A 24,051-nucleotide genomic window follows, 5' to 3' on the forward strand; every position below is an offset into this window, starting at 1 on the left:
CACACCCTGATCGCCCGCAGTAACCTCGCCCGGTATCGGGGGGAGGCGGACGATGCGGCCGGTGCCGCAGCCGCGTTCGAGCAGCTACTGAACGACCGGCTGCGGGTGCTGGGCGAGGACCACCCCCGCACCCTGGCCACCCGCCACAACATCGCCCACTGGCGCGGGAAGGCGGGCGATGCGGCCGGTGCCGCAGCCGCGTTCGAGCAGCTACTGACCGACCAGATCCGGGTGCAGGGCGAGGACCACCCACACACCCTGACCATCCGCCACAACCTCGCCTACTGGCGGGGGAAGGCGGGCGATGCGGCCGGTGCCGCAGCCGCGTTCGAGCAGCTACTGACCGACCAGATCCGGGTGCAGGGCGAGGACCACCCACACACCCTGACCATCCGCCGCAGCCTCGCCTACTGGCGGGGGGAGGCGGGCGATGCGGCTGGTGCCGCAGCCGCGTTCGAGCAGCTGCTGCCCGGCCTGATCCGGTTGCAGGGCGAGGACCACCCCCACACCCTGAACACCCGCAGTAACCTCGCGCGGTGGCGGGGGAAGGCGGGCGATGCGGCTGGTGCCGCAGCCGCGTTCGAGCAGCTACTGACCGACCAGATCCGGGTACTGGGCGAGGACCACCCCCACACCCTGAACACCCGCAGTAATCTCGCCCAGTGGCGGAAGAAGGCGGAACAGACGCCCCGCGTCTGAAGACTGGCGGGATCCACGGCCGTCCCCGAGCTTTACGGTCTATTCGCAGAGGCTGCTGGATGGTTCGACGGCTTTCAAGAGCGTCAAGCGTGCAGTACGAATGCCCGGGTCGTGGGCTATTCCTGCTGCCGCAAGGTGCCGCCTGACCCACACATGGCCCACGGGCCCCCGGACCGAGACCACAACTGAGACCGCCCTTGATCCTGTGGGACAGCTCACTCAGCCGCTCCACACCGATCGCGTAGCGTCGCTGTGTGCTGGCGCTCTTCGACCTCGACGACACCCTGGTCGATCGGCGCGGGGGCCTGGAGGAGTGGGCCCGTGACTTCGCGCGGTCGCGGCTACTGCCGGGGGCTCGGAGTCCGTCGTCTGCGAACGGCTCCGAGAGCGGGCCTAACCAGCGGACTTCGTCCATCTGCGAGAAGCGCTCGGGCTCGGCGACGACCCGGGCGCCCTGTGGCGCGACTACGTTGACGGCATCGCGCGGTCGGTGCGCTGCCTCCCAGGGGTGAGGGAAGGACTCGAAGCGCTGCGTGGTGTGGGGTGGACGCTCGGCATCGCGACGAACGGGGCAGGGGACATCCAACGGGCCAAGCTAGCCGTGACTGGGCTTGCGTCGTACTTCGACGGCATCTGTGTCTCGGAAGAGATCGGAGCCAGGAAACCGGCGTACGAGTACTTCGAGGCTGTCGCCGCACTGTGCGGCGTCCGGCTCAGCGCCGGAGGGCGGATGGTTCGGGACAACGCTGAGACGGACATAGGAGGGCGCGCGCGGCGGGGCTTCACGGCATGGGTGACTCATGGCCGTACATGGACCGACGGCCTCCGTGAGCCCGGCCTACCCGCACATCGGCTCCCGTCCGCTCGCGTCGTTCCAGCCGGAACACATCCGTGTGTGGTTTCGCGAGTTGCAGGACAAGGGGCTGGCCGCGTCCTATCGGCGCGTCATCATCTCCAACGTGTCCACTGTCTTCACGGCCGCCGTGGACGACGGACTCTTGAGCAAGAACCCGTGCCGCGCTGTCTCGGTCAAGCTGCCGGCCGTAGTACCGAGCCGGGTACGGCCCTGGACGTCTGAGCGGGTGTTCGCCGTGCGTGCGGCGATCCCCGAGTCGTACCGCGCCATGGTGGACGCGGGCGGCGGTTGCGGTCTGCGGCAAGGGGAGATCTTCGGCCTCCCGGTTGACGAAGTCAGCTCCTCAAAGGGTGGTTGCACGGCGCCTATCAGGTGAAGCTCATCAACGGACACCCTGTATTCGCGCCCCCGAAGCGCGGGAAAGAGCGAGACGTGCCGCTGCCGGAAACGGTCGGGCGGGCGCTCGCGGCCCACACGAAGCAATTCCCGCCCGTGGACGTCACCTTGCCCTGGCTGGTTCCCGGCGGGGCCTCCGTGACGAAGAAGCTTCTGTTCACCGCTCCCGACGGCGGCGCCGTTCTGCGCAGCAACTTCAACGTGAACGCCTGGAAGCCCCCGCTCTGGTGGCAGCTGGAGTGCTCCCGGAACCCGAGCAGGGGGAGCGGTTCGCAGAGTCCCGTGAGGACGGCATGCACGCGCTCAGGCACTTCTACGCGTCCGTGCTGCTCGATGCCGGCGAGAACATCAAGGCACTGAGCCGGTACCTGGGGCACACCGACCCGGGGTTCACGCTGCGGGTCTACACGCACCTCATGCCGAGCAGTGAGAGCCGCACCCGGAAGGCGGTTGACGGCATGAACCGGGCGGCCCGTGGGGGCGATGACGGCCCACAGACGGCCCAGGCGGCTTGACGGCATTCCCCACCGGCGGCGAAACCGCTGGTGGGGGCCTATTTGGTCTCTGCCCTGGCTTAGTTTAACTAGAACTGGTATCAGTTCTGAAACATCGTCAGGAAGGGTGGCGGGGCGCCATGACCGAGTTCCTGGAACATGGGCAGCTTTTCATCGGCGGGGAGTTGACCGACCCTCTGGGCAAGGACGTCATCGAGGTGGTCTCGCCGCACACCGAGGAGGTGTTCGGGCGGGTGCCGCATGCCTCGCGGGAGGACGTGGACCGGGCGGTCGGGGTCGCGCGGCGCGCCTTCGACGAGGGGCCCTGGCCGCGGATGAGCCTTGCGGAGCGGGTCGAGGTCGTCACCCGGATCAAGGACGCGATCGCCGTGCGGCACGAGGAGATCGCGCGGGTGATCTCCTCCGAGAACGGTTCGCCGTACTCGTGGAGCGTGCTCGCGCAGGCGCTCGGCGCGATGATGGTGTGGGACTCGGCGATCAAGGTCGCACGCGACTTCACGTACGAGGAGACGCGCGACGGGGTGCTGGGGAAGATCCTGGTGCGCCGGGAGCCCGTCGGGGTCGTGGCGGCCGTCGTGCCCTGGAACGTGCCGCAGTTCGTGGCCGCCGCCAAGCTCGCCCCCGCGCTGCTCACCGGCTGCACGGTGGTGCTCAAGCCGTCCCCGGAGTCGCCGCTGGACGCCTACATACTCGGTGAGATCACCAAGGAGGCCGGGCTGCCGGACGGCGTCCTGTCCATCCTCCCGGCGGACCGCGAGGTCAGTGAGTACCTGGTCGCGCACCCGGGCGTCGACAAGGTCTCCTTCACCGGCTCGGTCGCGGCCGGCAAGCGGGTGATGGAGGTCGCCGCACGGAACCTCACCCGCGTGACGCTGGAGCTGGGCGGCAAGTCGGCCGCGGTCGTGCTGCCGGACGCGGACGTGGCCACCTCCGTCGCCGGGATCGTCCCCGCGGCCTGGATGAACAACGGCCAGGCGTGCGTCGCGCAGACCCGCATTCTCGTCCCGCGCTCCCGCTACGACGAGTTCGCCGACGCCCTCGCGGCCGCGGCGAGCGCCCTGAAGGTCGGCGACCCGCTGGACCCGGCCACTCAGGTGGGCCCCCTCGTCGCCCGCCGCCAGCAGCAACGGAATCTGGACTACATCCGCATCGGCCAGGAGGAAGGCGCGAAGATCCTCACGGGCGGCGGCCGTCCGGCGGGCCTGGAGAAGGGCTGGTACGTCGAGCCGACCCTCTTCGGCGACGTCGACAACTCCATGCGGATCGCCAGGGAGGAGATCTTCGGCCCGGTGATCTGCCTCCTCCCCTACGGCGACGAGTCCGAGGCCCTGAAGATCGCGAACGACTCGGACTACGGGCTGAGCGGAAGCGTGTGGACGGCGGACGTGGAGCACGGCATCGAGGTCGCGCGTCAGGTCCGTACCGGCACCTACTCCGTCAACACCTTCAGCCTGGACATGCTCGGGCCGTTCGGCGGCTACAAGAACTCCGGTCTGGGGCGGGAGTTCGGGCCCGAGGGGTACAGCGAGTTCCTCGAACACAAGATGATCCACCTCCCGGCCGGCTGGGAGGCGTGAGAGGTCATGGGTGACCGCTGGCACGTCGAGGTCGACCGTTCGATCTGTATCGGCTCGGCCCAGTGCGTCAACCGCGCCACCGGGGCCTTCCGCCTCGACTCCGCCATGCAGTCGCATCCCGTGGACCCGGAGACGGACGCCAACGGCCGGATCCTCGATGCGGCCGAGAACTGCCCGGTGGAGGCGATCACGATCACCCTGCTGGGCAGCGGGGAACCCGTCTTCCCGCCCGAGGAGTAGCTTCCGACCGAGGGCCGGCTCCCGCCCGAGACCTGGCTTCCGCCCGAGGACTAGCGAGGCTGAAGGGCGGCGAACAGCGCCCTGGTGCGCGTGCCGTCCGGCTGCTGCCAGGCTCCGGTGACATGCCCGGCCGCGTCGGCGGGCGGCAGCGAGCCGGGGGTCAGCACGCGCCGCAGCCGCAGGTGCAGGCCGCCGTCGTCCGAAAGGGCGAACTCGGTGCTCTCGTCGGTGTCGACGGGGGCGCCGAGGCCGGGGAGCGGGCCTGCTCCGGTGTATCCGCGGGCGACCTCCCGGTCCGGGGTGTCGGTGAGGCTCTGTGCCTGCGCCGCGGCACGCCCCTCGATCAGGGCGCCCAACTCGGCCGTCAGCACGGGGTCGTGGCAGCCGTCGTAGGCCCAGCGGGTACCGAGCACGCCGTGCTCCATGGTGCCGACGAGCGCGTGCTCGGCGCCGTCGAGCGGGGCGGCGCGATAGGTGAGCGGTACGAGATACGCGTCCGTGCCCTCGGTGACGACCATGAACTCGATCCCCACCTCGCCCTCCGGGTCGTCGAGCCGGAACCCGCCGGCCTTCACCAACTCCGGTGCGGCGGGGCCGTGGTACCAGGGACGGGTGGGGAGCCAGCCGGCCAGGAGTTCGACCTTGGTGGGCTTGAGGGTGGTGTGGTGGATGAGTGCCATGGGGGAGATTCTCCGATCAGGCGCGGGGTCCCGCCAGAGACTTTTCACCCCGCCGACCGATCCGCCGGCCCGGCGTCGGCCTGGCGGGGGCTGTCGGTGGTCTGGGATACGCTCCTGCCGTCCGGCGGGCCGATCAGGGTGGGGAACGTGCGCAAGTCCGAGGCCGAGGGCCTGATCAGCGAGGCCTACGAGGCCTGGGAGGCCGAGGAGTGGCTGACCGCCGCGGGGCTCTTCGAGCGGGTTCTCGCGCGGTTCCCGGACGAGGAGCGGAGCGCGGTGTGGTGGTACGACGCGGCGCTCGCCCACAAGTTCCTGCGCAACTGGGCCAAGGCCTGCGCGCTGGGCCGCGAGGCCGCCGCCCGTGCTCCGCGCGGTGAGGGCGACCCGGCGTTCTGGAACCTCGGCATCGCGGCCACCATCCAGGGCGACTGGGCCACCGCCCGGGCCGCCTGGGCCGGCTTCGGCATCGAACTCCCGGCGGGGGAGGGGGAGATCGACGGGCGGTTCGGAGCGGCCTGCATGCGGCTGGACACCGGCGGCGAGCGGGAGGTCGTGTGGATCGACCGGTTGTGCCCCACGCGGGGGAGGGTGATGAACGTGCCGGTGACGGCGGGGCGGCGGTTCGGGGAGGTCGTCGTGCACGACGGCGAGCCCACGGGGCGCCGGGTGGTCGACGGCCGCGAGTTCCCCGTCTTCGACGAGCTGCTCCTGCTCCGGGCGTCCGAGCTGCCGACCCTGGAGGTGACGGTGACCGCGGGCGAGGCCGCCGACCTGGACGCGCTGATCGCCCTCTTCGTCGAGCACGACTTCGGCGCGGAACCCGCGAGCAGCCTGGAGATGCTCTGCTCCTGTTGCAGCGAGGGCACCCACGAACAGTCGCGCAAGGTCCACGCGGGGGCCCAGCGGGTGTCCCTGGCGGCCCCGGAGGAAGAGGCCCGGATGCTGCTGGAGCGCTGGGCGGGGGAGACCGCGATCGGGCGGAGCTGGAGCGGGCTGGAGACGGTGGGGTAGCGACCCGGAGGGCTGGGCCGGCGACCCGGAAACGCTCGCGTATGCGCCGTATCAGGAAAAGTAGAAAAAATCCACCATTGGGGTGTTCTATTCCCCTTCGTGCGTTCTATGCTGGTATCAGCCTACGAGGCGAGTGAGGGAGTCCGAGCGGCGTAGCCGACTCAGGCGTGACGCAGATGCATCAGCATCCGCCAGTGCCGACGTCGACGGTCGGGCTGAGAGGTCGGAAGGCAGCAGTTGGGCCGGACGGCGACCCCCAGTACCTGATCCGGACCATGCCGGCGAAGGGAACCCGTCTCGTAGGTCTTCGTGTGCCCTACGGCTTGTCCTGTGGCTTCCCGCCCGGCTCCGTCAGGTCGATCAGCCGGCACACCGTCTCGATGTCGATCTTCACCTGGGCGATGGAGGCGCGGCCCGAGAGCCAGGTGATCAGGGCCGAGTGCCAGGTGTGCTCGATGACGCGGACGGCGGAGAGCTGGGCGGGGGTCGGGTCGGTCAGGCCCATCGCGTCCAGGATGATCGCCGTCGTCTGCCGGGAGACCTGGTCCACCTCGGGGGAGACGCTGCGGTCGGCGAAGGTCAGGGCCCGCACCATCGCGTCGGCCAGGTGCGGCTCGCGCTGGAGTGCCCGGAAGGCCCGCATCAGGGTCTCGGCGACCCGCTCGGACGCCGTCTCGCCCGCCGGAGGCTTCTTGCGCAGCGTGCCGTGCATGTGCTCCAGCTGGTCCTGCATGGTCGCGACCAGCAGATGGATCTTGGACGGGAAGTACCGGTAGAGCGTGCCCAGCGCCACCTGGGAGGACTCGGCCACCTCACGCATCTGCACCGCGTCGAAACCGCCCCGGCTGGCCAGCTGGGCGCTCGCGTGCAGGATCCGGCGGCGCCGGGCCTCCTGCCGCTCGGTGAGCGGCGGGGTGGCCGATCTGGCGCCGATGTCCACCTTGGCTTCCGCAGGCATGGGTCCCGTCCGTGACAGTCGGTGAGGGCAGTGCTCAGGGCGAGTGATCAGACAGCATGGCAGGGGTCGCGTCGTGGCGCGAATCACCTGATCCACTGCTCACTCCGCCCCTACCTGCCGGTAGATTCAGAGCTTCTTGAACGATCAAGTCTGAAACTTGTTCTAGATTAGCGTCCCGGCGTAACCTCGCGGGAAATAGCAGTGAGAAGGGGGCCCAGAGTGACCGCTGAGGCCAGGCGGGCGGGTGCCGACCAGGAACCTGCCGCCGACGGCGAGCGACCGCTCGACATCGCGCTCCTCACCTATAAAGGGAACCCGTTCTGCGGCGGCCAGGGCGTCTACGTACGGCACCTCTCCCGCGAGCTGGCCCGTCTCGGGCACCGCGTCGAGGTGATCGGCTCGCAGCCGTACCCCGTCCTCGACGAGGGCTACCCCGCGCTCGGCCTCACCGAGCTGCCCAGCCTCGATCTGTACCGCTCCCCGGACCCCTTCCGCACGCCCGGGCGGGACGAGTACCGGGACTGGGTCGACGCGCTCGAAGTGGCCACCATGTGGACCGGCGGCTTCCCCGAACCGCTGACCTTCTCGCTCCGCGCCCGTCGCCATCTGCGCGCCCGCGCCGGGGAGTTCGACGTCGTCCACGACAACCAGACGCTGGGATACGGCCTGTTGGGGGACGTCGGCGCGCCCCTCGTCACCACCATCCACCACCCCATCACCGTCGACCGGCAGTTGGAGCTGGACGCGGCCGAGGGGTGGAAGCGGCGGTACTCGGTACGGCGCTGGTACGCCTTCACCCGGATGCAGAAGCGGGTCGCCCGTCGGCTGCCCTCCGTGCTCACCGTCTCCGGCACCTCCCGCCAGGAGATCGTCGACCATCTCGGCGTACGCGAGGACCGCGTGCACGTCGTCCACATCGGCGCCGACACCGACCTCTTCGCGCCGAATCCCGCGGTACCGCAGGTGCCCGGCCGGATCGTCACCACCTCCAGCGCGGACGTACCCCTGAAGGGGCTGGTCTTCCTGGTCGAGGCCCTCGCCAAGGTACGGACCGAGCACCCCGCCGCCCACCTCGTCGTCGTCGGCAAGCGGCCCGCCGAGGGGCCCGTCGCGCAGGCCATGGAGCGGTACGGCCTCGACGGCGCCGTCGAGTTCGTGAAGGGCATCTCCGACGCCGAACTCGTCGACCTGGTCCGTTCGGCCGAGGTCGCCTGCGTGCCCTCGCTCTACGAGGGCTTCTCACTGCCCGCCGCCGAGGCCATGGCGACCGGCACCCCGCTGCTCGCCACGACGGGCGGCGCGATTCCCGAGGTCGCCGGACGGGACGGGGAGACCTGCCTGGCCGTGCCGCCGGGCGACGCCGACGCGCTGGCCGCCGGCCTGAGCCGCCTCCTCGGCGACCCTGAGCTGCGGGTACGGCTGGGCCGGGCCGGCCGTGAGCGGGTGCTGCGGCACTTCACCTGGGCGCGCGCCGCGGAGGGCACGGTGGCCCGGTACCGCGAGGCGATCGCCACCGCACCGCACCGCACCGGGACGCGCCCGGCGACCGCGGCGGCTGCCCGCCCGGCGGCCACGGCCGTCCACCGCCCCGTGGGGTCGGAGGTGCCGGAGGCCCCAGAGGCCGTCTCCCCGGACTTTGTCTCTTCAGAGGTTGTCAATTCCGAAGGCAGGGCTACGTGCTGACCGTCGACTTCTCCCGGTTCCCGCTCGCCCCGGGCGACCGCGTCCTGGACCTCGGCTGCGGGGCCGGCCGCCACGCCTTCGAGTGTTACCGGCGCGGCGCCCAGGTCGTGGCCCTCGACCAGAACGGCGAGGAGATCCGCGAGGTCGCCAAGTGGTTCGCGGCGATGGCGGAGGCCGGCGAGGCCCCGGCCGGCGCGACCGCCACCGCCATGGAGGGCGACGCGCTGGCGCTCCCCTTCCCCGACGAGTCCTTCGACGTCGTCATCATCTCCGAGGTCATGGAGCACATCCCCGACGACAAGGGCGTGCTCGCCGAGATGGTGCGCGTGCTCAGGCCCGGCGGGCGGATAGCCGTCACCGTGCCGCGCTACGGCCCCGAGAAGGTCTGCTGGACCCTCTCCGACGCCTATCACGAGGTCGAGGGCGGGCACATCCGCATCTACAAGGCCGACGAGCTGGTCGGGAAGATCAAGGGAGCCGGTCTGCGGCCGTACGGCAGCCACCACGCGCACGCGCTGCACTCGCCGTACTGGTGGCTGAAGTGCGCGTTCGGCGTCGACAACGACAAGGCGCTGCCGGTACGGGCGTACCACAAGCTGCTCGTCTGGGACATCATGAAGAAGCCGCTGGCCACGCGCGTCGCCGAGCAGGCGCTCAACCCGGTCATGGGCAAGAGCTTCGTCGTCTACGCCACCAAGCCGCACCTGCCCCGGACCGATGCCGGGCCCGAGGCCGGGACCGACGCCCCCGCGGACACCGAGGTGGCCGCCAAGTGACCACCCCCCGGACAGAACACCTCGTCCTGCCCGGGGTCCTCACCGCCGGGCAGGCTGCCGCGACCGTCCGTGGCATCCTCGCCGTACAGCGGGAGGACGGCGCGATCCCGTGGTTCCGGGGGCACCACCTCGACCCCTGGGACCACACCGAGGCCGCGATGGCGCTGGACGCGGCAGGGGAGCACACCGCCGCCGACCGGGCCTACACCTGGCTCGCCGAGCACCAGAACGAGGACGGCTCCTGGTACGCGGCCTACGCCGACGGCGCGTACGACGACGTCACCGACCGCGCCCGCGAGTCCAACTTCGTCGCCTACATCGCCGTGGGCGTCTGGCACCACTACCTCTCCACCGGCGACGACACCTTCCTCGACCGGATGTGGCCCGTCGTCTACGCGGCCGTCGAGTGGGTACTGCGGTTGCAGCAGCCCGGCGGCGAGATCGGCTGGCGCCGCGAGGACGACGGGACTGCCACCGACGACGCGCTGCTGACCGGGAGTTCGTCGGTCCACCACGCGCTGCGCTGCGCGCTCGCCATCGCCGAGCAGCGGGAAGAGCCGCAGCCGGACTGGGAGTTGGCGGTGGGCGCGCTGCGGCACGCGATACGGCGCCACCCGGAGCGGTTCCTGGACAAGGACCGGTACTCGATGGACTGGTACTACCCGGTGCTGGGCGGGGCGTTGACGGGTGCGGAGGCGGGTGCGCGGATCGAGAAGGACTGGGAGCGGTTCGTCGTACCCGGGTTCGGGGTGCGGTGTGTCGTCCCCAATCCCTGGGTGACGGGCGGGGAGTCGGCCGAACTCGCCCTCGCGCTGTGGGCGGTGGGCGAGTCCGACCGCGCGTTGGAGATCCTGCAGTCCATCCAGCATCTGCGGGACGCGGAGTCGGGGCTGTACTGGACCGGATACGTCTTCGAGGACGATGCGATCTGGCCGCGGGAGCTGACCACGTGGACGGCGGGGTCGCTGCTGCTCGCCGTGGCCGCGCTCGGGGGGCATGACGCGACGTGTGCGGTGTTCGGGGGCGGGGAGCTTCCTGCTGGGCTTGAGGTGGATTGCTGCGCCTGAGGGGGCGGGGGTTCTGTGCTGCGGCGGGTGCGGCGCCGTCGTGGTTGTTCGCGCAGTTCCTCCCCCAGCCTTCGGCCGGGGGTACCCCCAGCGCCCCTTACGGGGGCGCTTTTCCTGACCGGGGCTGCTTCAGTGGCGGTGCATCCGGTTTGCGATCGCGTGGCCCACGAACAGGTAGACCACCGCGGCCAGGCCGTAACCGGCCACCACTCGCGCCCATGCCTTGTCGAAGGTGAACAGGTCGTGTGACCAGCCGGCCAGCCAGTCGGCTGCGTTGTGGACGAACTGGACCAGGCTGTTCGCCCGGTTCGCGTCCAACAGGTACATCAGGATCCAGAGGCCCAGGATGAGGGCCATGACGTCGGCGACGATCGCGACGACCCTACCGGCCTGATTGGCACCGCTTTCAGAGGACATACCCTGCGGCTTGCCGCTGAACGGTCCTTGAAACCTGAACCGCGTTCTCCCCGAGTGGCGCGGCGCCGCCATCTGGGTGAGGCTGCCGGAGGAAGCAACCGCTCGGGGAGGACATCGAGACACACGGGAGGACCCCGTGCCCGTACCGATACGGCGCCTGGTCGTCGCGCTGACCCTCTGCTGCGCACTCGTCGCCGGCGTGACCGCATGCAGCAGCACTCAGAGCAAGTCCACCGACACCGGCATGGCCGCGGTACCCGTGGCCGACACGCCCAGTCCGAGTACGTCCGCCGAGAAACAGAAGTTCGCGAAGACCCGGTTCATCGCGAACGCGTCACTCGCGGCCGGCGCGACCTACCAGTGGATCGTGAAACCCTGGAAGGCCGGCAAGTTCAAGAAGGGCGCCCACGGCCGCACCTTCGCCCTGATCAAGGCCGGTCTGGCGGGCACCTTCGCCTACAACCGGCTCAAGGCCGCCCTGCGGAACGCCCAGGGCGATCCCCTGCTGTCCAAGGCCGTCGCCCCGCTCTCGTCCGGCATCGACGCGCTGAAGGATCTGCCGTCCAAGCTCCGCAAGGGCGACGGGAACGCGGCCAGTTCGTTCAACGACATCATCAACAACGTGAAGGACGCGGGGAAGAGCGCCGGCGCCCCGGTCACCAACCAGGTGCCTTCGGCGTCTCAACTCACCCACTGAGAAACGTGGTTCGGGAACGGCGCCGGAGTGTCCGGGTGTCCTGCGCCCGCTGTTCGGCTCGTTCGCCCGGTGTTCGGCCGGAGTTGACGCTTCCGGCGGAGACTGTTCGAGACGGTCCCCGATGATCCTGCCCCCGGAGAGGCAGGAGTGCAGGTGTCCGACTCCAGACCCGTCACCGCCGACGAGCCCCGGCTCGGCCTCGGCCGAAGACCCCGGCGCCATTTCCCCCGCCGCGTCCTGCTCGCCCTTCCGCTGGCCCTCGCCGGCCCGCTCTCGCTGCTGCTGCCCGTGGACGCGCCCCGGCCCTACCAGGGCATCGTCACCGTCGAGGCCAAGATGGCCTCCAAGTCGGACTTCTTCAAGGACGCCGAGGTCCGGCGGCTGCTGCTCAGGCACGGCATCCGGGTGGACATCCACCGCCTCGGCTCCCGGGGCATCGCCACCCAGTCCCTCAAGGGCATGGACGTGGTCTTCCCGTCCGGCCAGCCCGCCGCGAAGATGATCCTCGACCGGCAGCACGGCATGAGCGCGAAGTCCGCGCGCCCCTTCGTCACCCCGCTGGTCCTCGCCACCTTCCGGGACTACGCCGAGACCCTGGTGAAGGCCGGGGTGGCCAGCCCCCAGCCCGGCTCGGACGCGGCCCACACCCTCTACTACGACCTCGACATGCGCCGCTTCACGGGCCTGCTCGACGGCAGGGACGACAGGAAGAACCCCGGGGACGGCACCGGCCGCACGGCCGACACCTGGAACGGCATCGGCCTCCGCGCGGTCAGCGGCCGCAGCAACAGCGGCCGGGTCCTGGTGCGCACCTCCAGCGTCTGCGAGTCCAACTCGGCCGGCACCTACCTGAGCATCCTGGCCTTCGTCGCCAACGGGAACACCACCCCCGGCACCGCGGACAGCAACGACCCGCGGCTCGCCTCCGACGCCGTGCACCGGCTCGCCGAGAAGATCAAGCCGCTGATCGACCTCCAGGGCATGTGGGCCGACGAACAGGCCGACAGCTACTTCTCCGACCTCGGCGAGAGCATCGCACCGGTCTCGGTGATCTACGAGCACCAGTATCTGGCCCACCAGATCGAGTACCACGACAAGCACCACCGCCAGGACACCGAACGCGTCCTGCTCTACCCCACCCCCTACGCCCTCACCGAACCCCAGCTGATCTCCCTCAGCGCCAAGGGCGACAAGCTCACCGACCTGATGCAGAACGACCCCGAACTGCGCGACCGCGCCGTCGAACTGGGCTTCCGGGTGCGGTTCAGCGGCGAGGACGGCACCAGCGAGCGGCTCAACGCCTATCTGCGCGACCACGGCATCCAGGTGCCCCGGCAGAACACCGACGAGACCAAGGTCTACGAGCCCGCCCTGGACGTCCTGGAGGACATCATCACCTACGTGGGCAACTGCCCGCCGCCGGCCCAGGACGACGAATGAGCCGGCCCGTCCGGGTGGTCCGCACCGCCTGCCTGGCCCTGTTGCTGCTCGCCGCCCTCACCACCTCGTGCGGCGGCGGCCACGCCGACCAGGTCACCCTGCGCGTCCTCGCCAGCCCCGAACTCGCCGACATGGAACCGCTGTTGGACGAGCTGGCGGAGGACACCGGGGTTCGCCTGGACATGTCGTACGAGGCCACCGCCGACCTCGCCGGGCAGCCGGCCGCGTCCGGGAAGCCGTCGTACGACCTCGCCTGGCCGGTCTCGGACCGCTCGTTCCTGCTGCGGTTGCAGGAGTCCGGGAAGAGTGCGGCCCGGCCCGAGTCGACGCCCATCATGCGCTCACCGGTCGTGGTCGGCCTCGCCCCCTCGGTCGCCGAGCGGCTGCGCAAGAGCGTCCCCGGCGGGCGGCTGACCTGGGCGGACATCGCGGACGCGGCCGCCCGGGGCACCGTACGGTTCGGGATGGCCGACCCGCGGCGCAGCGACACCGGGCGGGCCGCCCTGGTCGGGGTGGCCACGGCGGCGGCCGGCACCGGCAGCGCGCTGCGGGCCCAGGATGTCTCCTGCGACCGGCTGCGCGGCTTCCGCGCCGGCCAGACCCTGACCGGCGCCAGCTCCCGCGACCTGCTCGCCGGCTACCCGGCCCACCAGGACCGGGCCGACGCGCTGATCGCCCACGAGTCCGAACTGCTCTCCCTGAACGCCACGGGGAAACTGCGCGAACCGCTGGAGATCGTCCACCCCGACGACGGCATGGTGCTGTCCGACTTCCCGCTGCTGCTGCTCGACCCCGCCCGGCGGGAGGCGTACCGCAGGGCCGTCGACTGGCTGCTCGGCGCCGACGCGCAGCAGAAGCTGATGGAGACGACGTACCGGCGGCCGGTCAACCAGGACGTCACCCCGGCCCCGGCCCTGCGCACCTCCGTCGGCAACGCCCTGTCCTTCCCCGACCGGCTCGCCGTCGTCGAGCAACTGGTCGACGACTACGGGGTCACCGGTGACCAGGTGGTGTTCGTGCTGGACTTCTCCACCTCGATGCGCGGCGAGCGGATCGCCGGCCTGCGCGCCGCGTTCGCCGGCCTGAGCGGTGCCGACCCGTCCCGCAGCGGCAAGTTCACCCGCTTCTACCGGGGGGAGCGGCTCACCGTCGTCCGGTTCGGCGGGCATGTCCTCCAGGAACGCACGGTGACCGTCCGGGGCGACGGTGATCTGCGCGCCCTCGACCGGGTGGTCGCCGACGGCGGCTTCGACGACGCCACCGCCGTGTGGTCGGCGCTCGACCGCGGCTACCGGATCGCCGCCGACGCCGTGCGCGAAAAGCCCGAACGGCCGGTGGCGATCGTCCTGATGACCGACGGCGAGAGCAACTCGGGCCTGTCCTACGGTGAGTTCCTGCGCCGGTACGACGCGCTCGGCAGCGCGGCGCGGGCGGTGCCGACGTTCACCGTCCAGTTCGGAGAGGCCGACGCCGGCGCCCTGAAACGGGCCGCCGCGGCCACCGGGGGCCGTATGGTCGACGCCGGACTCTCCTCCCTCTCCGAGGCGTTCAAGGAGATCCGTGGGTGCCATTGACAGCGAGTGGTGGGGCGCGTGGGGATGGCCGTGGGCCCTCCTGTGGGCGCTGACGGTACTGGCGTGGCTGGTCCTCGCCGGGTACGGCGTGACGGCGTTCGTCCGCCGGCGGGCCGGCCGCGGCGGCGGACGCACCGTCCACGGCATGTGCTTCTACCTCCACGAGCAGCGGGTGATGGACCTCTTCCAGAGCGGCGGCTTCGCGGCGGCCCTGGAGCAGGAGGTCGCCGACCGCACCAACGTCACCACCGGGTTCGGGCTCAAGGGCCGGCTGGGCTTCGGCGACGGGGGAGCGACGCAGGACATCACCCGGGAGCGCGTCACGACCTACGTCAGGCAGAACACCCCGATCACGGTGATACGGCTGCTCATGGACACCATGCGCAAGGAGGACGTGGTCGTGGACGCCGACCTGCTCACCGGCCGGCTCGTGCCCAACCGGGCGCTCGGCGAGCGGCTGCGCGAGCGGCGCAGCGAGCGGGTCGTGCTGAGCGACGTCATGTCGGAGTTCGTCTGGGTCACCGGCCGCTTCACCGCCAGCCGGCTGGGTGACAGCACCCTGGTGCTGCGGGCCGGCTACGGGGCCGCCCCCGACGAGCCCGCCCACGTCAGGATGACCTGCTCGGTCTCCGAGGTCCGCGAGGAGTTCCAGGACGAGGAGTACTCCGACGGCGTCGAGTTCCAGGCCCGCTGCCTGGGCAAGGTACGCAGCTGGAACCGCCGGGCCCGGGAGCTGACCCTGGACCCGCTCGCCGTCTTCCGATGAACCGCCGTGGCCCCGCTAGGAGTTGAGCTCCGCGAGCACCCGCAGGGTGTGCGGGTCGGGCGCCAGGGCCAGCAGATCGGTCACCGGGCCCTTGCGCCACGACTCCAGCCGCTCGGCGATGCGTTCGCGTGGGCCGACCAGCGAGATCTCGTCGGCGAACGCGTCCGGCACCGCCAGCACGGCCTCCTCGCGCCGCCCGGACAGGAACAGCTCCTGGATCCGCCGCGCCTCCTCCTCGTACCCCATGCGCGCCATCAGGTCGGCGTGGAAGTTGCGGGCCGCGTGCCCCATCCCGCCGATGTAGAAGCCGAGCATGGCCTTCACGGGCAGCAGTCCGGCGGCCACGTCGTCGCAGACCTTCACCTGGGCCATGGGGGCGACCAGGAAGCCCTCCGGCAGGTCGGCCACCGCGGGTCCGTACACCTCGGGGCGGCTCGGCGCCCAGTACAGCGGCAGCCAGCCGTCGGCGATCCGGACCGTCTGGGCGACGTTCTTCGGCCCCTCGGCGCCGAGCAGGACCGGCAGATCGGGCCGGAGCGGATGGGTGATCGGCTTCAGCGGCTTGCCCAGACCGGTGGCGTCAGGACCCCGGTACGGATGGGAGTGGAACCGCCCCGCCGACTCGACCGGCCCCTCCCGCCGCAGCACCTGCCGTACGACGTCCACGTACTCCCTGGTCGCGGTCAGCGGCGACGTCGGGAACGGGCGGCCGTACCAGCCCTCCACGACCTGCGGCCCGGACAGGCCGAGCCCCAGCATCACCCGGCCTCCCGACAGGTGGTCCAGGGTCAGCGCGTGCATCGCGGTGGTGGTCGGCGAGCGGGCCGCCATCTGGGCAACGGCCGTACCCAGCTTGATGGTTGTCGTCTGCGCGGCGATCCAGGTGAGCGGGGTGAAGGCGTCCGAGCCCCAGGACTCCGCCGTCCACACCGAGTGGTATCCGAGCCGCTCCGCCTCCCGCGCCAGCGGCACATGGTCCGGGGAGGGCCCCCGCCCCCAGTATCCGAGCGCCAACCCGAGCCGCATGCAAGCCTCCTGACGATTCGTCAGACGATCGATGGACGACTGTACGACAACGGCCCCCCGCCCGGAAGGGCGAGGGGCCGTAGGCGGTCTTCGGCGGATCAGCCGCGCTGGATCCCGGAGGTGTCCTGCAGCACGCCACGGCGGCCGTCCTGCGTCTGTGCCACCAGGGCGCCGCCGCGCTGCTCGACGGCCAAGTACCAGGTGCCGGGGGCCAGTTCGGCGATCGGCGCGGGCGAGCCGTCCTCCGCGAACAGCGGCCGGGCCACCGGGACGGCGAACCAGAACGGCGAGAAGTCGGGTGCCGGGGTGGCCGGCTGCTGGTGCGCGGCGGCCGGGGGCTGCTGCTGGCCGAACGGCTGACCGGCCTGCGGCTGGGCGCCGTACGGCTGGCCGGGCTGCGGGGCGGCGGCACCGGGGTAGCCGTAGCCGCCGGGGGGCTGGGCGCCGTAGGGCTGCGGGGCCGGCGGCTTGGGGGCCGGGACCAGGGCCGCCTGGAGGGCCGGGACCAGCGGGGTGGCGATCGCGGCCGCGGCCGCGACCAGCGTCGCGAGCAGACCGAGGATCAGACCGGAACCGGCGCCGATGTCAACGGTGTTGAGGTCGTCGAACGCGCCCAGCGGGTCGATGGTCGACCACAGCGCGGTCCACAGGGCGAACACGGTGAGCCCGACGCCGATCTGGCCCAGGTCGAGACCGACGAACTTCAGCGGCTGCGGCAGCGCGCGGGCGAGGACGATCAGGACCACGCCGGCGATCCCGCCGACGTACATGCTCATCACCAGGCCGAGGTTGTCCCAGGCGTTCGGGCCGGACTTGTCGAACGTGTTGAGGAACGACGCGATGAAGAGCAACACCGCTGCTCCGATCAGCACGCCGTCGCCTCTAGTGAGGGAGCGGATATTCACTTCAGGTCCTTCGCAGGTCGTCTCGTCGGCGGAGGAGGCGTCGCACGTGGCCTCTCACGGTAGGTAGGAAGGACACTATCGTCCGGCCGATCAGGCTGTCCGCCCGGTCCTGCCCGCCGATGTCTACTCCGCGCAGGAAACTCACGATTCCGTTACCCAAGGCCCGGTGACTCCCGGAACCGCACAGCCGGGCCGCGGTGGGAACTTCCCGCTCACCCGGCAGGCGCGGGATCGCGCGGCGGTCCTCTACTTGCCGAGGAAGTCCGCGATGCCGTCCGAGATGCCCTGCGCCGCCTTCTGCCGCCAGGCCCCGCTGGTCACCAGTGCCGCGTCCTTGCTGTCGCGCATGTTGCCGCACTCGATGAACACCTTGGGAACCGTCGACAGATTGAGGCCGCCGAGATCCTTGCGTACGTCGAGACCGGTGCCGTTGCCGACGTAGTTGGACGGGGAGCTACCGGTCGCCTTCGCGAAGTCGCTCTCGATGTGCTCGCCGAGGGTGCGCGAGGGGCCGACGATCGGGCGGGTGTCGGCGCTGCCGGAGTGTACGGACGCGGGCAGGATGACGTGGAAGCCGCGGTCGCCCTCGGGCGCCCCGTCGGCGTGGATGGAGATGGCCGCGTCGGCGTGCGCGTCGTTCCCGATCTTCGCCCGCTGGTCCACGCACGGTCCCCAGACGGGCTGGTCCCCGTCACGGGTCAGTTTCACCGTGGCGCCCTGCTCCTCCAGCAGCGTCCGCAGCCGGTGCGCGACGTCGAGCGTGAACCGTGCCTCCGAGTAACCGGCGTTGGTGGCGGTCCCCGTCGTGTCGCACTCCTTCCAGTTCGTCCCGATATCCACCTTCTGGTTGATCTCGGACGTGTGCTGGAAGTTCCCCGGGTTGTGCCCCGGGTCGATGACGACGACCTTGCCCTTCAGCGGAAGAGCCGCACTGGGACTGGGCACCTTGGCGTCATCGCCGGGCGACACGGACGCCGACCTGGGCGTCGCCGCGTCCGCATCCCCGCCACCATTTCCGCCGGGCTTTCCCACTCCCTCGAACACCACCCATCCGAGCAGCGCACCGGGCACGAGCGCGGCGAGAGCGACGGTCATGGGCGCCCGCCGGGAGCGCCGCTGCTGCGGGGGATCGAATTCCGGGCCTGTGTACGACACGTCTGCGACTCTAACCGCGCCCTCAGATCCCCGCCCGCGTTCGCCGCAGGACACGCAGCGAGTCGTGCGCCGAGACCTCCGTGAACGCGCCCGACTCCAGGGCGCGGAGGTAGACGCGGTAAGGGGCCTGGCCGGTGAACTCGTCCTTCGGGTCCGGGAAGACGTCGTGGATCAGCAGGAGCCCGCCTTGGGCCACATGGGGGGCCCAGCCCTCGTAGTCGGCGGTGGCGTGCTCGTCGGTGTGGCCGCCGTCGATGAAGACGAACCCGAGGGGCGAGTTCCAGAACGCGGCGATCTGCGGGGAACGGCCGACGACGGCGACGACGTGCTCTTCCAGCCCGGCCCGGTGCAGGGTGCGCCGGAACGTCGGCAGCGTGTCCATCAGCCCGAGCTCCGGGTCGACCGTCTCCGGGTCGTGGTAGTCCCAGCCCGGCTGCTGCTCCTCGCTGCCCCGGTGGTGGTCGACGGTGACAGCGGTGACCCCGGTGGCGCGCGCCGCGTCGGCGAGGAGAAGCGTGGAGCGCCCGCAGTACGTCCCGACCTCCAGGAGCGGGAGGCCGAGTGCCCCGGCTTCGACAGCGGCCGCGTACAGCGCCAGCCCCTCGTGCACGGGCATGAACCCCTTGGCCTTCTCGAGCGCGGCCAGAGTCTCGGGCTGGGGTGCGGCCACGGCCATGGGGGTCCTTTCGGTCGTACGACGGTCTCGGCGCCCCATGCTGTCGTACCCCCTGCCGATTGTTCGACAGGGGGTACGAATGATGCGTCCTCAGGGGCAGCGCCCCTGAAGGGGCGCGGGGCTGTATCAATGTGCGGCTCCGCCGGGTGGGCGCGACCAGCCCCCACGCACCCGCAGCCGACAACGCGCCCGTTAAGCCGTAACAGTCGCTACCGGCAACGAAAGATCCAGGTCAACGGCCCGCTCATCCCCCGCATGCGAAGCCGAAGAGGCCAACGGTCCGTGCCCCGCCGCCTTCGCGGCCAGCACATACGCCCCCTCGGTCGGCACCGTCAGTGCATACGTACCGTCGTCACCGGACAGCGTGGCGCCCGCCTGCCGCCCCCGCCGGTCGATCAGCGTGACCTTGGCGCGGGCCACCGGAACGCCCGCGGCGTCCAGCACGCGCCCACGGAAGCCCCGCAGCACCTCCTCGGCGTCGGCCAGCACCGCCTCCTCGTCGCTGCTCGCCCGCAACTGCGTGTGCTGCGCGGCCTCCGCCGCCGGCGTGCTCCGCTTCGGCAGCAGCAGGGCGAGGACCAGGCCCACGGCCACCGCACCCGTCGCGATCAGGAAGGAGACCCGGAAGCCGTGCATGGTCGGGATGGCGACGCCGCCCACGTTGTTCGCCGTGTTGGCCAGCACCATGCCGATGACGGCGCTGGACACGGACGTACCGATGGACCGCATCAGCGTGTTGAGACCGTTCGCCGCGCCCGTCTCCGACGCCGGCACCGCGCCGACGATCAGGGCCGGCAGGGACGAGTACGCGAGGCCGATGCCGGCGCCCAGCACCACCGCGATGACCAGGCTCTGCCAGGCCGCGCTCATCAGGCCGAGGCCCGCGCCGTAGCCGATGCCGATGATCAGCATGCCGAGGATCAGGGTGGTCTTGGGGCCGTACTTGGCGGACAGCCGGGCGTAGACGGGGGCCGTGAACATCATCGTCAGGCCCAGCGGGGCGACCAGCAGACCGGCGGTGACCATCGACTGGCCGAGGCCGTAGCCGGTGGCCTTCGGGAGCTGGAGCAGCTGCGGCAGGACCAGCGAGACGACGTAGAAGCTGACGCCGACCATGATCGAGGCGAGGTTGGTGAAGAGCACCGCCGGGCGGGCCGTGGTGCGCAGGTCGACGAGCGGGGCCTTGACCCGCAGCTCCATCACGCCCCACAGGAGGAGGACGACGGCGGCGGCGGCGAAGAGGCCGAGCGTGGTGCCGGAGGTCCAGCCCCAGTCGCTGCCCTTGGTGATCGGGAGGAGGAAGAGGACCAGGCCGACGGAGAGACCGATCGCGCCCAGGACGTCGAACGTGCCCGCGGCGCGCGCCGGGGACTCCGGTACGGCGAAGAGGGTGAGGACGATGGCTATGACGCCCAGGCCGGCGGCGCCGTAGAACAGGGCGTGCCAGTCGGCGTGCTGCGCGACCAGGGCCGCGGCGGGCAGCGCGAGACCGCCGCCGACGCCGATCGAGGAGCTCATCAGGGCCATCGCCGAGGCGAGCTTCTCGCGCGGCAGCATGTCGCGCATCAGACCGATGCCCAGGGGGATCGCGCCCATGGCGAAGCCCTGGAGGGTACGGCCGACGATCATCGTGAGCAGTTCGCTGGTGAGTGCGCTGACCAGCGCGCCCACGACCATCACGGAGAGGCTGAATATCAGCATCCGCCGCTTGCCGTACAGGTCGCCGAGGCGGCCCATGATCGGAGTGGCCACGGCGCCGGACAGGAGCGTCGAGGTCAGGACCCAGGTGGCGTTGCTGGGCTCGGTGCCCAGCAGCTGCGGCAGGTCCTTGATGACCGGAACGAGCAGGGTCTGCATCACCGCGACCACGATGCCCGCGAAGGCGAGCACCGGGACCACGGCCCCGCTGGCGCCCCGGGCGGGCTGGTCGGTCGTGTGCGTCATGGAGTGAGGCCTCCGGGCCAAGAGAGTGACGGGAAGTGCGCGAAGAGTCGGATCCGGCATCGGATAAGTGGTGGGTAAACCTCGTATGCACAGGCAACTATTCCGTTGCTTCGAGCTCCTAACGAATTCTTGACCGTCCCATGGGTTTCTGATCCGCTGTCAGGCTCTGGTCAATTTATGGAACGTGTTCTAGTCTCACGCGCCATGAGTGCCGCCATGAATGCCGCGAGTGTCGTGAAGGCGTATGTCGCCGGGGTCGGAATGACCAGGTTCGAGAAGCCCGAGACCCGTGACTGGCAGTACTGGGACATGGTCCGGGAAGCGGGCGGGTCCGCGCTCGCGGACGCGGGGATCTCGTACGGCGATGTGGAACAGGTTCCTGTCGGCTACTGTTTCCAGCCCTCCACCGCCGGTCAGCGCGCTGTCTATGAACTGGGTCTCACCGGCGTCCCCGTCTACAACGTCAACAACAACTGCGCCACCGGCGCCACCGCCCTGATGCTGGCCCGTCAGCTCGTCGAGGGCGGCGCGGCCGACTGCGTCCTGGCCCTCGGCTTCGAGAAGATGAAGAGGGGAGCGCTGGGGGGCGGGGCGGACAGTGACGACTTCTCGACGTCACCCGTCGCCCGGCACTACGGGATCATGACCGCCCGGCACGGCTTCGAGATGACGCCGCCCACCGCGCAGATCTTCGGCGACGCGGCCCGCGAGCACATGGAGCGGTACGGCACCACCGAGGCGCAGTTCGCCGCCGTGGCCGCCAAGAACCACCGGCACTCCGCGCACAATCCGTACGCCCAGTTCCAGGACGTGTACGACGTCGCCGGCATCCTCGCCGCCCGCACCGTCCACCGCCCGCTCACCAAACTCCAGTGCTCGCCCACCTCCGACGGCGCGGCGGCGGCCGTGGTCGTCTCGGAACGGTTCGCCGAGCGGCGCGGGCTCACCGGCCTCGTCGAGATCGTCGCGCAGGCGATGACGACGGACACCGAGGAGTCCTTCGCGTCGGGCTCGTGCATCGACGTCGTCGGGCAGCCGATGTCACGGGCGGCGGCCCGCCAGGTTTACGACCGTTCAGGACTCGGCATCGAGGACGTCGACGTCGTGGAACTGCACGACTGCTTCTCCGTCAACGAACTGCTGACGTACGAGGCGCTCGGCATGTGCCCGGTGGGCGAGTCGGGCAAGCTCGTCGAGTCCGGGGCGACGACGTACGGCGGGCGCTGGGTGGTGAACCCCTCCGGAGGGCTCATCTCCAAGGGGCACCCGCTCGGTGCGACCGGCCTCGCGCAGACCGCCGAACTGGTCTGGCAGCTGCGGGGCACGGCGGGGGAGCGGCAGGTACCGGGCGCGCGGGTGGGGCTCGCGCACAACATCGGGCTGGGCGGGGCCGCGGTGGTGACCATGCTCCGGAGGACGGTGTAGGCCTACGGCTGAGAAGGCCCGGCGCGGGGCGGTGTAGGCCGTACGACCGAGGGCCAGGTGGGCCGAAAAGCCGATGCAAGGACCGTAACCGGCTTGAGAGCATGACGGTCATGCTCGAAGCCGCGGACACCTCACGAATATCCCGCCGTACCGCGCCCCCCACCTGGCTGGTGGTGGCGCTGGCGTGTGCCGGGCAGTTCCTGGTCGTGCTCGACGTGTCCGTGGTGAACGTGGCGCTGCCGTCGATGCGCGCGGACCTGGGGCTGAGCGCGTCGGGCCTGCAGTGGGTGGTGAACGCGTACGCCATCGCCTTCGCCGGGTTCATGCTGCTCGGCGGGCGGGCCGGTGACCTGTACGGCCGCAAGCGGATGTTCCTGGTCGGGCTCGGTCTGTTCACGCTGGCCTCGCTCGGCGGCGGCCTCGCCCAGGACGGCTGGCAGTTGCTGCTGGCCCGGGCCGTGCAGGGGCTGGGTGCGGCGGTCCTTGCGCCCGCGACGCTGACCCTGCTCACGGCCGCCGTGCCGGAGGGCCCGGCCCGGGCGCGGGCGATCGCCACCTGGACGGCGGTCGGGGCCGGCGGCGGCGCGGCCGGCGGGCTGGTCGGCGGGGTGCTGGTGGACGTGCTGTCCTGGCGCTGGGTGCTGCTGATCAACGTGCCGGTGGGCGCGCTGGTCCTCGCCGGGTCCGTGCTGTGGCTGACGGAGAGCCGGGCCGGGGACGGACGGCGGCTCGACCTGCCCGGCGCGCTGCTGGTGACGGCGGGCCTGGCGACCCTGGCGTACGGGGTCTCGCAGACCGAGGCCAAGGGGTGGACGGCGGCGGCCACCCTGGTACCGCTGATCGCCGGGCTCGCCCTGCTCGGGCTGTTCCTGGCCGTCGAGGCGCGTACGGCGGCCCCGCTGATGCCGCTCGGCCTGCTGGGGCGGCGGACGGTGGCGTCGGCCAACGCGGCCATGCTGGTGTCCGGGTCGGCCATGTTCTGCATGTGGTACTTCATGACGCTCTACGCCCAGAACGTCCTCGGCTACTCCCCGCTGGAGGCGGGCCTCGCCCTGGTGCCCAGCTCGGTCGCGGTGCTCGTCGGCTCCAAGCTGGCGCCCCGGCTGATGCGGCGGGCGGGCACGCGGCCGGTGGCGGTGACGGGCACGCTGGTCGCGGCGACCGGGTTCGGCTGGCAGTCGACCATGGGCCCGCACGGCGCCTACCTGACGGCGATCATGTTCCCCGGGATCCTGATGATGCTCGGCGCGGGCCTGGCCGCGACCCCGCTGGCCGCGCTGGCCACCTCCGGGGCGGCGCCGGCGGAGGCCGGGCTGCTCTCGGGGCTCGTCAACACCTCGCGCACGATGGGCGGTTCGCTGGGACTCGCGGTGATGTCGACGGTCGCGGCGGCCCGGACCGGTACGGGCGGCGGGGCCGCGGCCCTGACCGAGGGGTACGCGCTGGCCTTCCGCGCCAGCACCGGGGTGCTGCTGGCGGGGGCGGTGCTGATGCTGCTGTGGCTGCCGGGAAGAATTTCGCCGACGTCCGCTGGATGAGGCAACGGTCCGGGCGGCTCGTGGACTCCT

General features: G+C 71.1%; 21 protein-coding genes, 2 pseudogenes and 1 riboswitch. Of the genes and pseudogenes, 15 read left to right on the forward strand and 8 right to left on the reverse strand.

Features of this window, described 5'->3' with window-relative positions; genetic code table 11:
• From ACFWXC_RS28135 to ACFWXC_RS28155, 5 genes and pseudogenes are all read left to right on the forward strand, one after another.
• Positions 1–699, forward strand: a 699-nt coding sequence (locus ACFWXC_RS28135) for a tetratricopeptide repeat protein (protein WP_384483079.1), incomplete at its 5' end; no start/stop codon positions are given.
• 508 nt (positions 700–1,207) lie between these two features.
• Positions 1,208–1,351, forward strand: a pseudogene (locus ACFWXC_RS28140) (HAD family hydrolase); the annotation flags it as partial.
• A gap of 184 nt (positions 1,352–1,535) precedes the next feature.
• Positions 1,536–2,466: pseudogene (locus ACFWXC_RS28145) on the forward strand (tyrosine-type recombinase/integrase); the annotation flags it as partial.
• A 119-nt stretch (positions 2,467–2,585) separates the two neighbouring features.
• Entirely contained in the window at positions 2,586–4,043 is a 1,458-nt protein-coding gene (locus ACFWXC_RS28150; protein WP_384483080.1) for an aldehyde dehydrogenase, read from the forward strand.
• A gap of 6 nt (positions 4,044–4,049) precedes the next feature.
• Positions 4,050–4,283 carry a ferredoxin gene (locus ACFWXC_RS28155; protein ID WP_351731702.1) on the forward strand — a complete coding sequence of 78 codons (234 nt, stop codon included), beginning with the start codon at positions 4,050–4,052 and terminating at the stop codon, positions 4,281–4,283.
• Between the two features lie 50 nt (positions 4,284–4,333).
• On the opposite strand, the gene ACFWXC_RS28160 is transcribed toward ACFWXC_RS28155, so the two are convergent.
• A complete protein-coding gene (locus ACFWXC_RS28160; protein ID WP_384483081.1) occupies positions 4,334–4,963 on the reverse strand; it encodes a 1,4-alpha-glucan branching protein in 630 nt (209 codons plus the stop codon).
• Positions 4,964–5,110: 147 nt separating this feature from the next.
• Between ACFWXC_RS28160 and ACFWXC_RS28165 the strand changes: the two genes are divergently transcribed.
• Positions 5,111–5,974, forward strand: a complete 864-nt coding sequence (locus tag ACFWXC_RS28165; protein WP_384483082.1) for a tol-pal system YbgF family protein — start codon at positions 5,111–5,113, stop codon at positions 5,972–5,974.
• Between the two features lie 125 nt (positions 5,975–6,099).
• Positions 6,100–6,281, forward strand: a riboswitch (TPP riboswitch).
• Between the two features lie 9 nt (positions 6,282–6,290).
• Here ACFWXC_RS28165 and ACFWXC_RS28170 read toward each other — a convergent pair.
• Positions 6,291–6,932 carry a TetR family transcriptional regulator gene (locus tag ACFWXC_RS28170; RefSeq protein ID WP_384483083.1) on the reverse strand — a complete coding sequence of 214 codons (642 nt, stop codon included), beginning with the start codon at positions 6,930–6,932 and terminating at the stop codon, positions 6,291–6,293.
• Between the two features lie 219 nt (positions 6,933–7,151).
• Between ACFWXC_RS28170 and ACFWXC_RS28175 the strand changes: the two genes are divergently transcribed.
• The 3 genes from ACFWXC_RS28175 to ACFWXC_RS28185 are packed head-to-tail and all read left to right on the forward strand — an operon-like array spanning position 7,152 to position 10,458.
• The gene (locus ACFWXC_RS28175; RefSeq protein WP_384483084.1) at positions 7,152–8,615 is read left to right on the forward strand and encodes a glycosyltransferase family 4 protein; all 1,464 of its coding nucleotides are present in this window, start codon (positions 7,152–7,154) and stop codon (positions 8,613–8,615) included.
• Positions 8,609–9,391 carry a class I SAM-dependent methyltransferase gene (locus tag ACFWXC_RS28180; RefSeq protein ID WP_384483085.1) on the forward strand — a complete coding sequence of 261 codons (783 nt, stop codon included), beginning with the start codon at positions 8,609–8,611 and terminating at the stop codon, positions 9,389–9,391. The genes ACFWXC_RS28175 and ACFWXC_RS28180 overlap by 7 nt, the downstream gene beginning before the upstream one ends.
• Entirely contained in the window at positions 9,388–10,458 is a 1,071-nt protein-coding gene (locus tag ACFWXC_RS28185; protein WP_384483086.1) for a prenyltransferase/squalene oxidase repeat-containing protein, read from the forward strand. The genes ACFWXC_RS28180 and ACFWXC_RS28185 overlap by 4 nt, the downstream gene beginning before the upstream one ends.
• Before the next feature lie 129 nt (positions 10,459–10,587).
• Here the strand turns inward: ACFWXC_RS28185 and ACFWXC_RS28190 are convergent, their stop codons facing one another.
• On the reverse strand, positions 10,588–10,875 hold the full coding sequence (locus ACFWXC_RS28190; RefSeq protein ID WP_384483087.1) for a hypothetical protein: 288 nt from the start codon (positions 10,873–10,875) through the stop codon (positions 10,588–10,590).
• A 136-nt stretch (positions 10,876–11,011) separates the two neighbouring features.
• Between ACFWXC_RS28190 and ACFWXC_RS28195 the strand changes: the two genes are divergently transcribed.
• The 4 genes from ACFWXC_RS28195 (at position 11,012) to ACFWXC_RS28210 (ending at position 15,352) form a co-directional block, all read left to right on the forward strand.
• Positions 11,012–11,572, forward strand: coding sequence for a hypothetical protein (locus ACFWXC_RS28195; RefSeq protein WP_384483088.1), 561 nt, complete (start codon positions 11,012–11,014; stop codon positions 11,570–11,572).
• Between the two features lie 153 nt (positions 11,573–11,725).
• A complete protein-coding gene (locus tag ACFWXC_RS28200; protein WP_384483089.1) occupies positions 11,726–13,012 on the forward strand; it encodes a hypothetical protein in 1,287 nt (428 codons plus the stop codon).
• On the forward strand, positions 13,009–14,586 hold the full coding sequence (locus tag ACFWXC_RS28205; protein WP_384483090.1) for a substrate-binding domain-containing protein: 1,578 nt from the start codon (positions 13,009–13,011) through the stop codon (positions 14,584–14,586). The genes ACFWXC_RS28200 and ACFWXC_RS28205 overlap by 4 nt, the downstream gene beginning before the upstream one ends.
• Positions 14,573–15,352, forward strand: a complete 780-nt coding sequence (locus ACFWXC_RS28210; protein WP_384483091.1) for a hypothetical protein — start codon at positions 14,573–14,575, stop codon at positions 15,350–15,352. Before ACFWXC_RS28205 ends, ACFWXC_RS28210 begins: the two co-directional genes overlap by 14 nt.
• A 15-nt stretch (positions 15,353–15,367) precedes the next feature.
• On the opposite strand, the gene ACFWXC_RS28215 is transcribed toward ACFWXC_RS28210, so the two are convergent.
• From ACFWXC_RS28215 to ACFWXC_RS28235, 5 genes are all read right to left on the reverse strand, one after another.
• The gene (locus ACFWXC_RS28215) at positions 15,368–16,378 is read right to left on the reverse strand and encodes an LLM class F420-dependent oxidoreductase (RefSeq protein WP_384483092.1); all 1,011 of its coding nucleotides are present in this window, start codon (positions 16,376–16,378) and stop codon (positions 15,368–15,370) included.
• Between the two features lie 98 nt (positions 16,379–16,476).
• Positions 16,477–17,283 (reverse strand): hypothetical protein, encoded by an 807-nt coding sequence (locus tag ACFWXC_RS28220; protein WP_384483093.1) that lies wholly within the window; start codon positions 17,281–17,283, stop codon positions 16,477–16,479.
• Between the two features lie 246 nt (positions 17,284–17,529).
• A complete protein-coding gene (locus ACFWXC_RS28225; protein ID WP_384483094.1) occupies positions 17,530–18,438 on the reverse strand; it encodes an N-acetylmuramoyl-L-alanine amidase in 909 nt (302 codons plus the stop codon).
• Positions 18,439–18,460: 22 nt separating this feature from the next.
• Positions 18,461–19,114, reverse strand: coding sequence for a class I SAM-dependent methyltransferase (locus ACFWXC_RS28230; RefSeq protein WP_384483095.1), 654 nt, complete (start codon positions 19,112–19,114; stop codon positions 18,461–18,463).
• 192 nt (positions 19,115–19,306) lie between these two features.
• Complete coding sequence (locus tag ACFWXC_RS28235) at positions 19,307–21,058, reverse strand: MFS transporter (protein ID WP_384483096.1); 1,752 nt, start codon at positions 21,056–21,058, stop codon at positions 19,307–19,309.
• Between the two features lie 204 nt (positions 21,059–21,262).
• Here ACFWXC_RS28235 and ACFWXC_RS28240 point away from each other — a divergent pair, with 204 nt between their 5' ends.
• Together ACFWXC_RS28240 and ACFWXC_RS28245 are read left to right on the forward strand one after the other, a co-directional pair.
• Positions 21,263–22,483, forward strand: coding sequence for a lipid-transfer protein (locus ACFWXC_RS28240; protein ID WP_384483097.1), 1,221 nt, complete (start codon positions 21,263–21,265; stop codon positions 22,481–22,483).
• A gap of 110 nt (positions 22,484–22,593) precedes the next feature.
• Positions 22,594–24,021, forward strand: coding sequence for an MFS transporter (locus tag ACFWXC_RS28245; RefSeq protein ID WP_384483098.1), 1,428 nt, complete (start codon positions 22,594–22,596; stop codon positions 24,019–24,021).
• The last annotated feature ends 30 nt before the right edge of the window (positions 24,022–24,051 follow it).

The sequence above is a fragment of the Streptomyces sp. NPDC058683 genome, from assembly GCF_042716195.1.
In the GTDB taxonomy this organism is placed as follows: Bacteria; Actinomycetota; Actinomycetes; order Streptomycetales; family Streptomycetaceae; genus Streptomyces.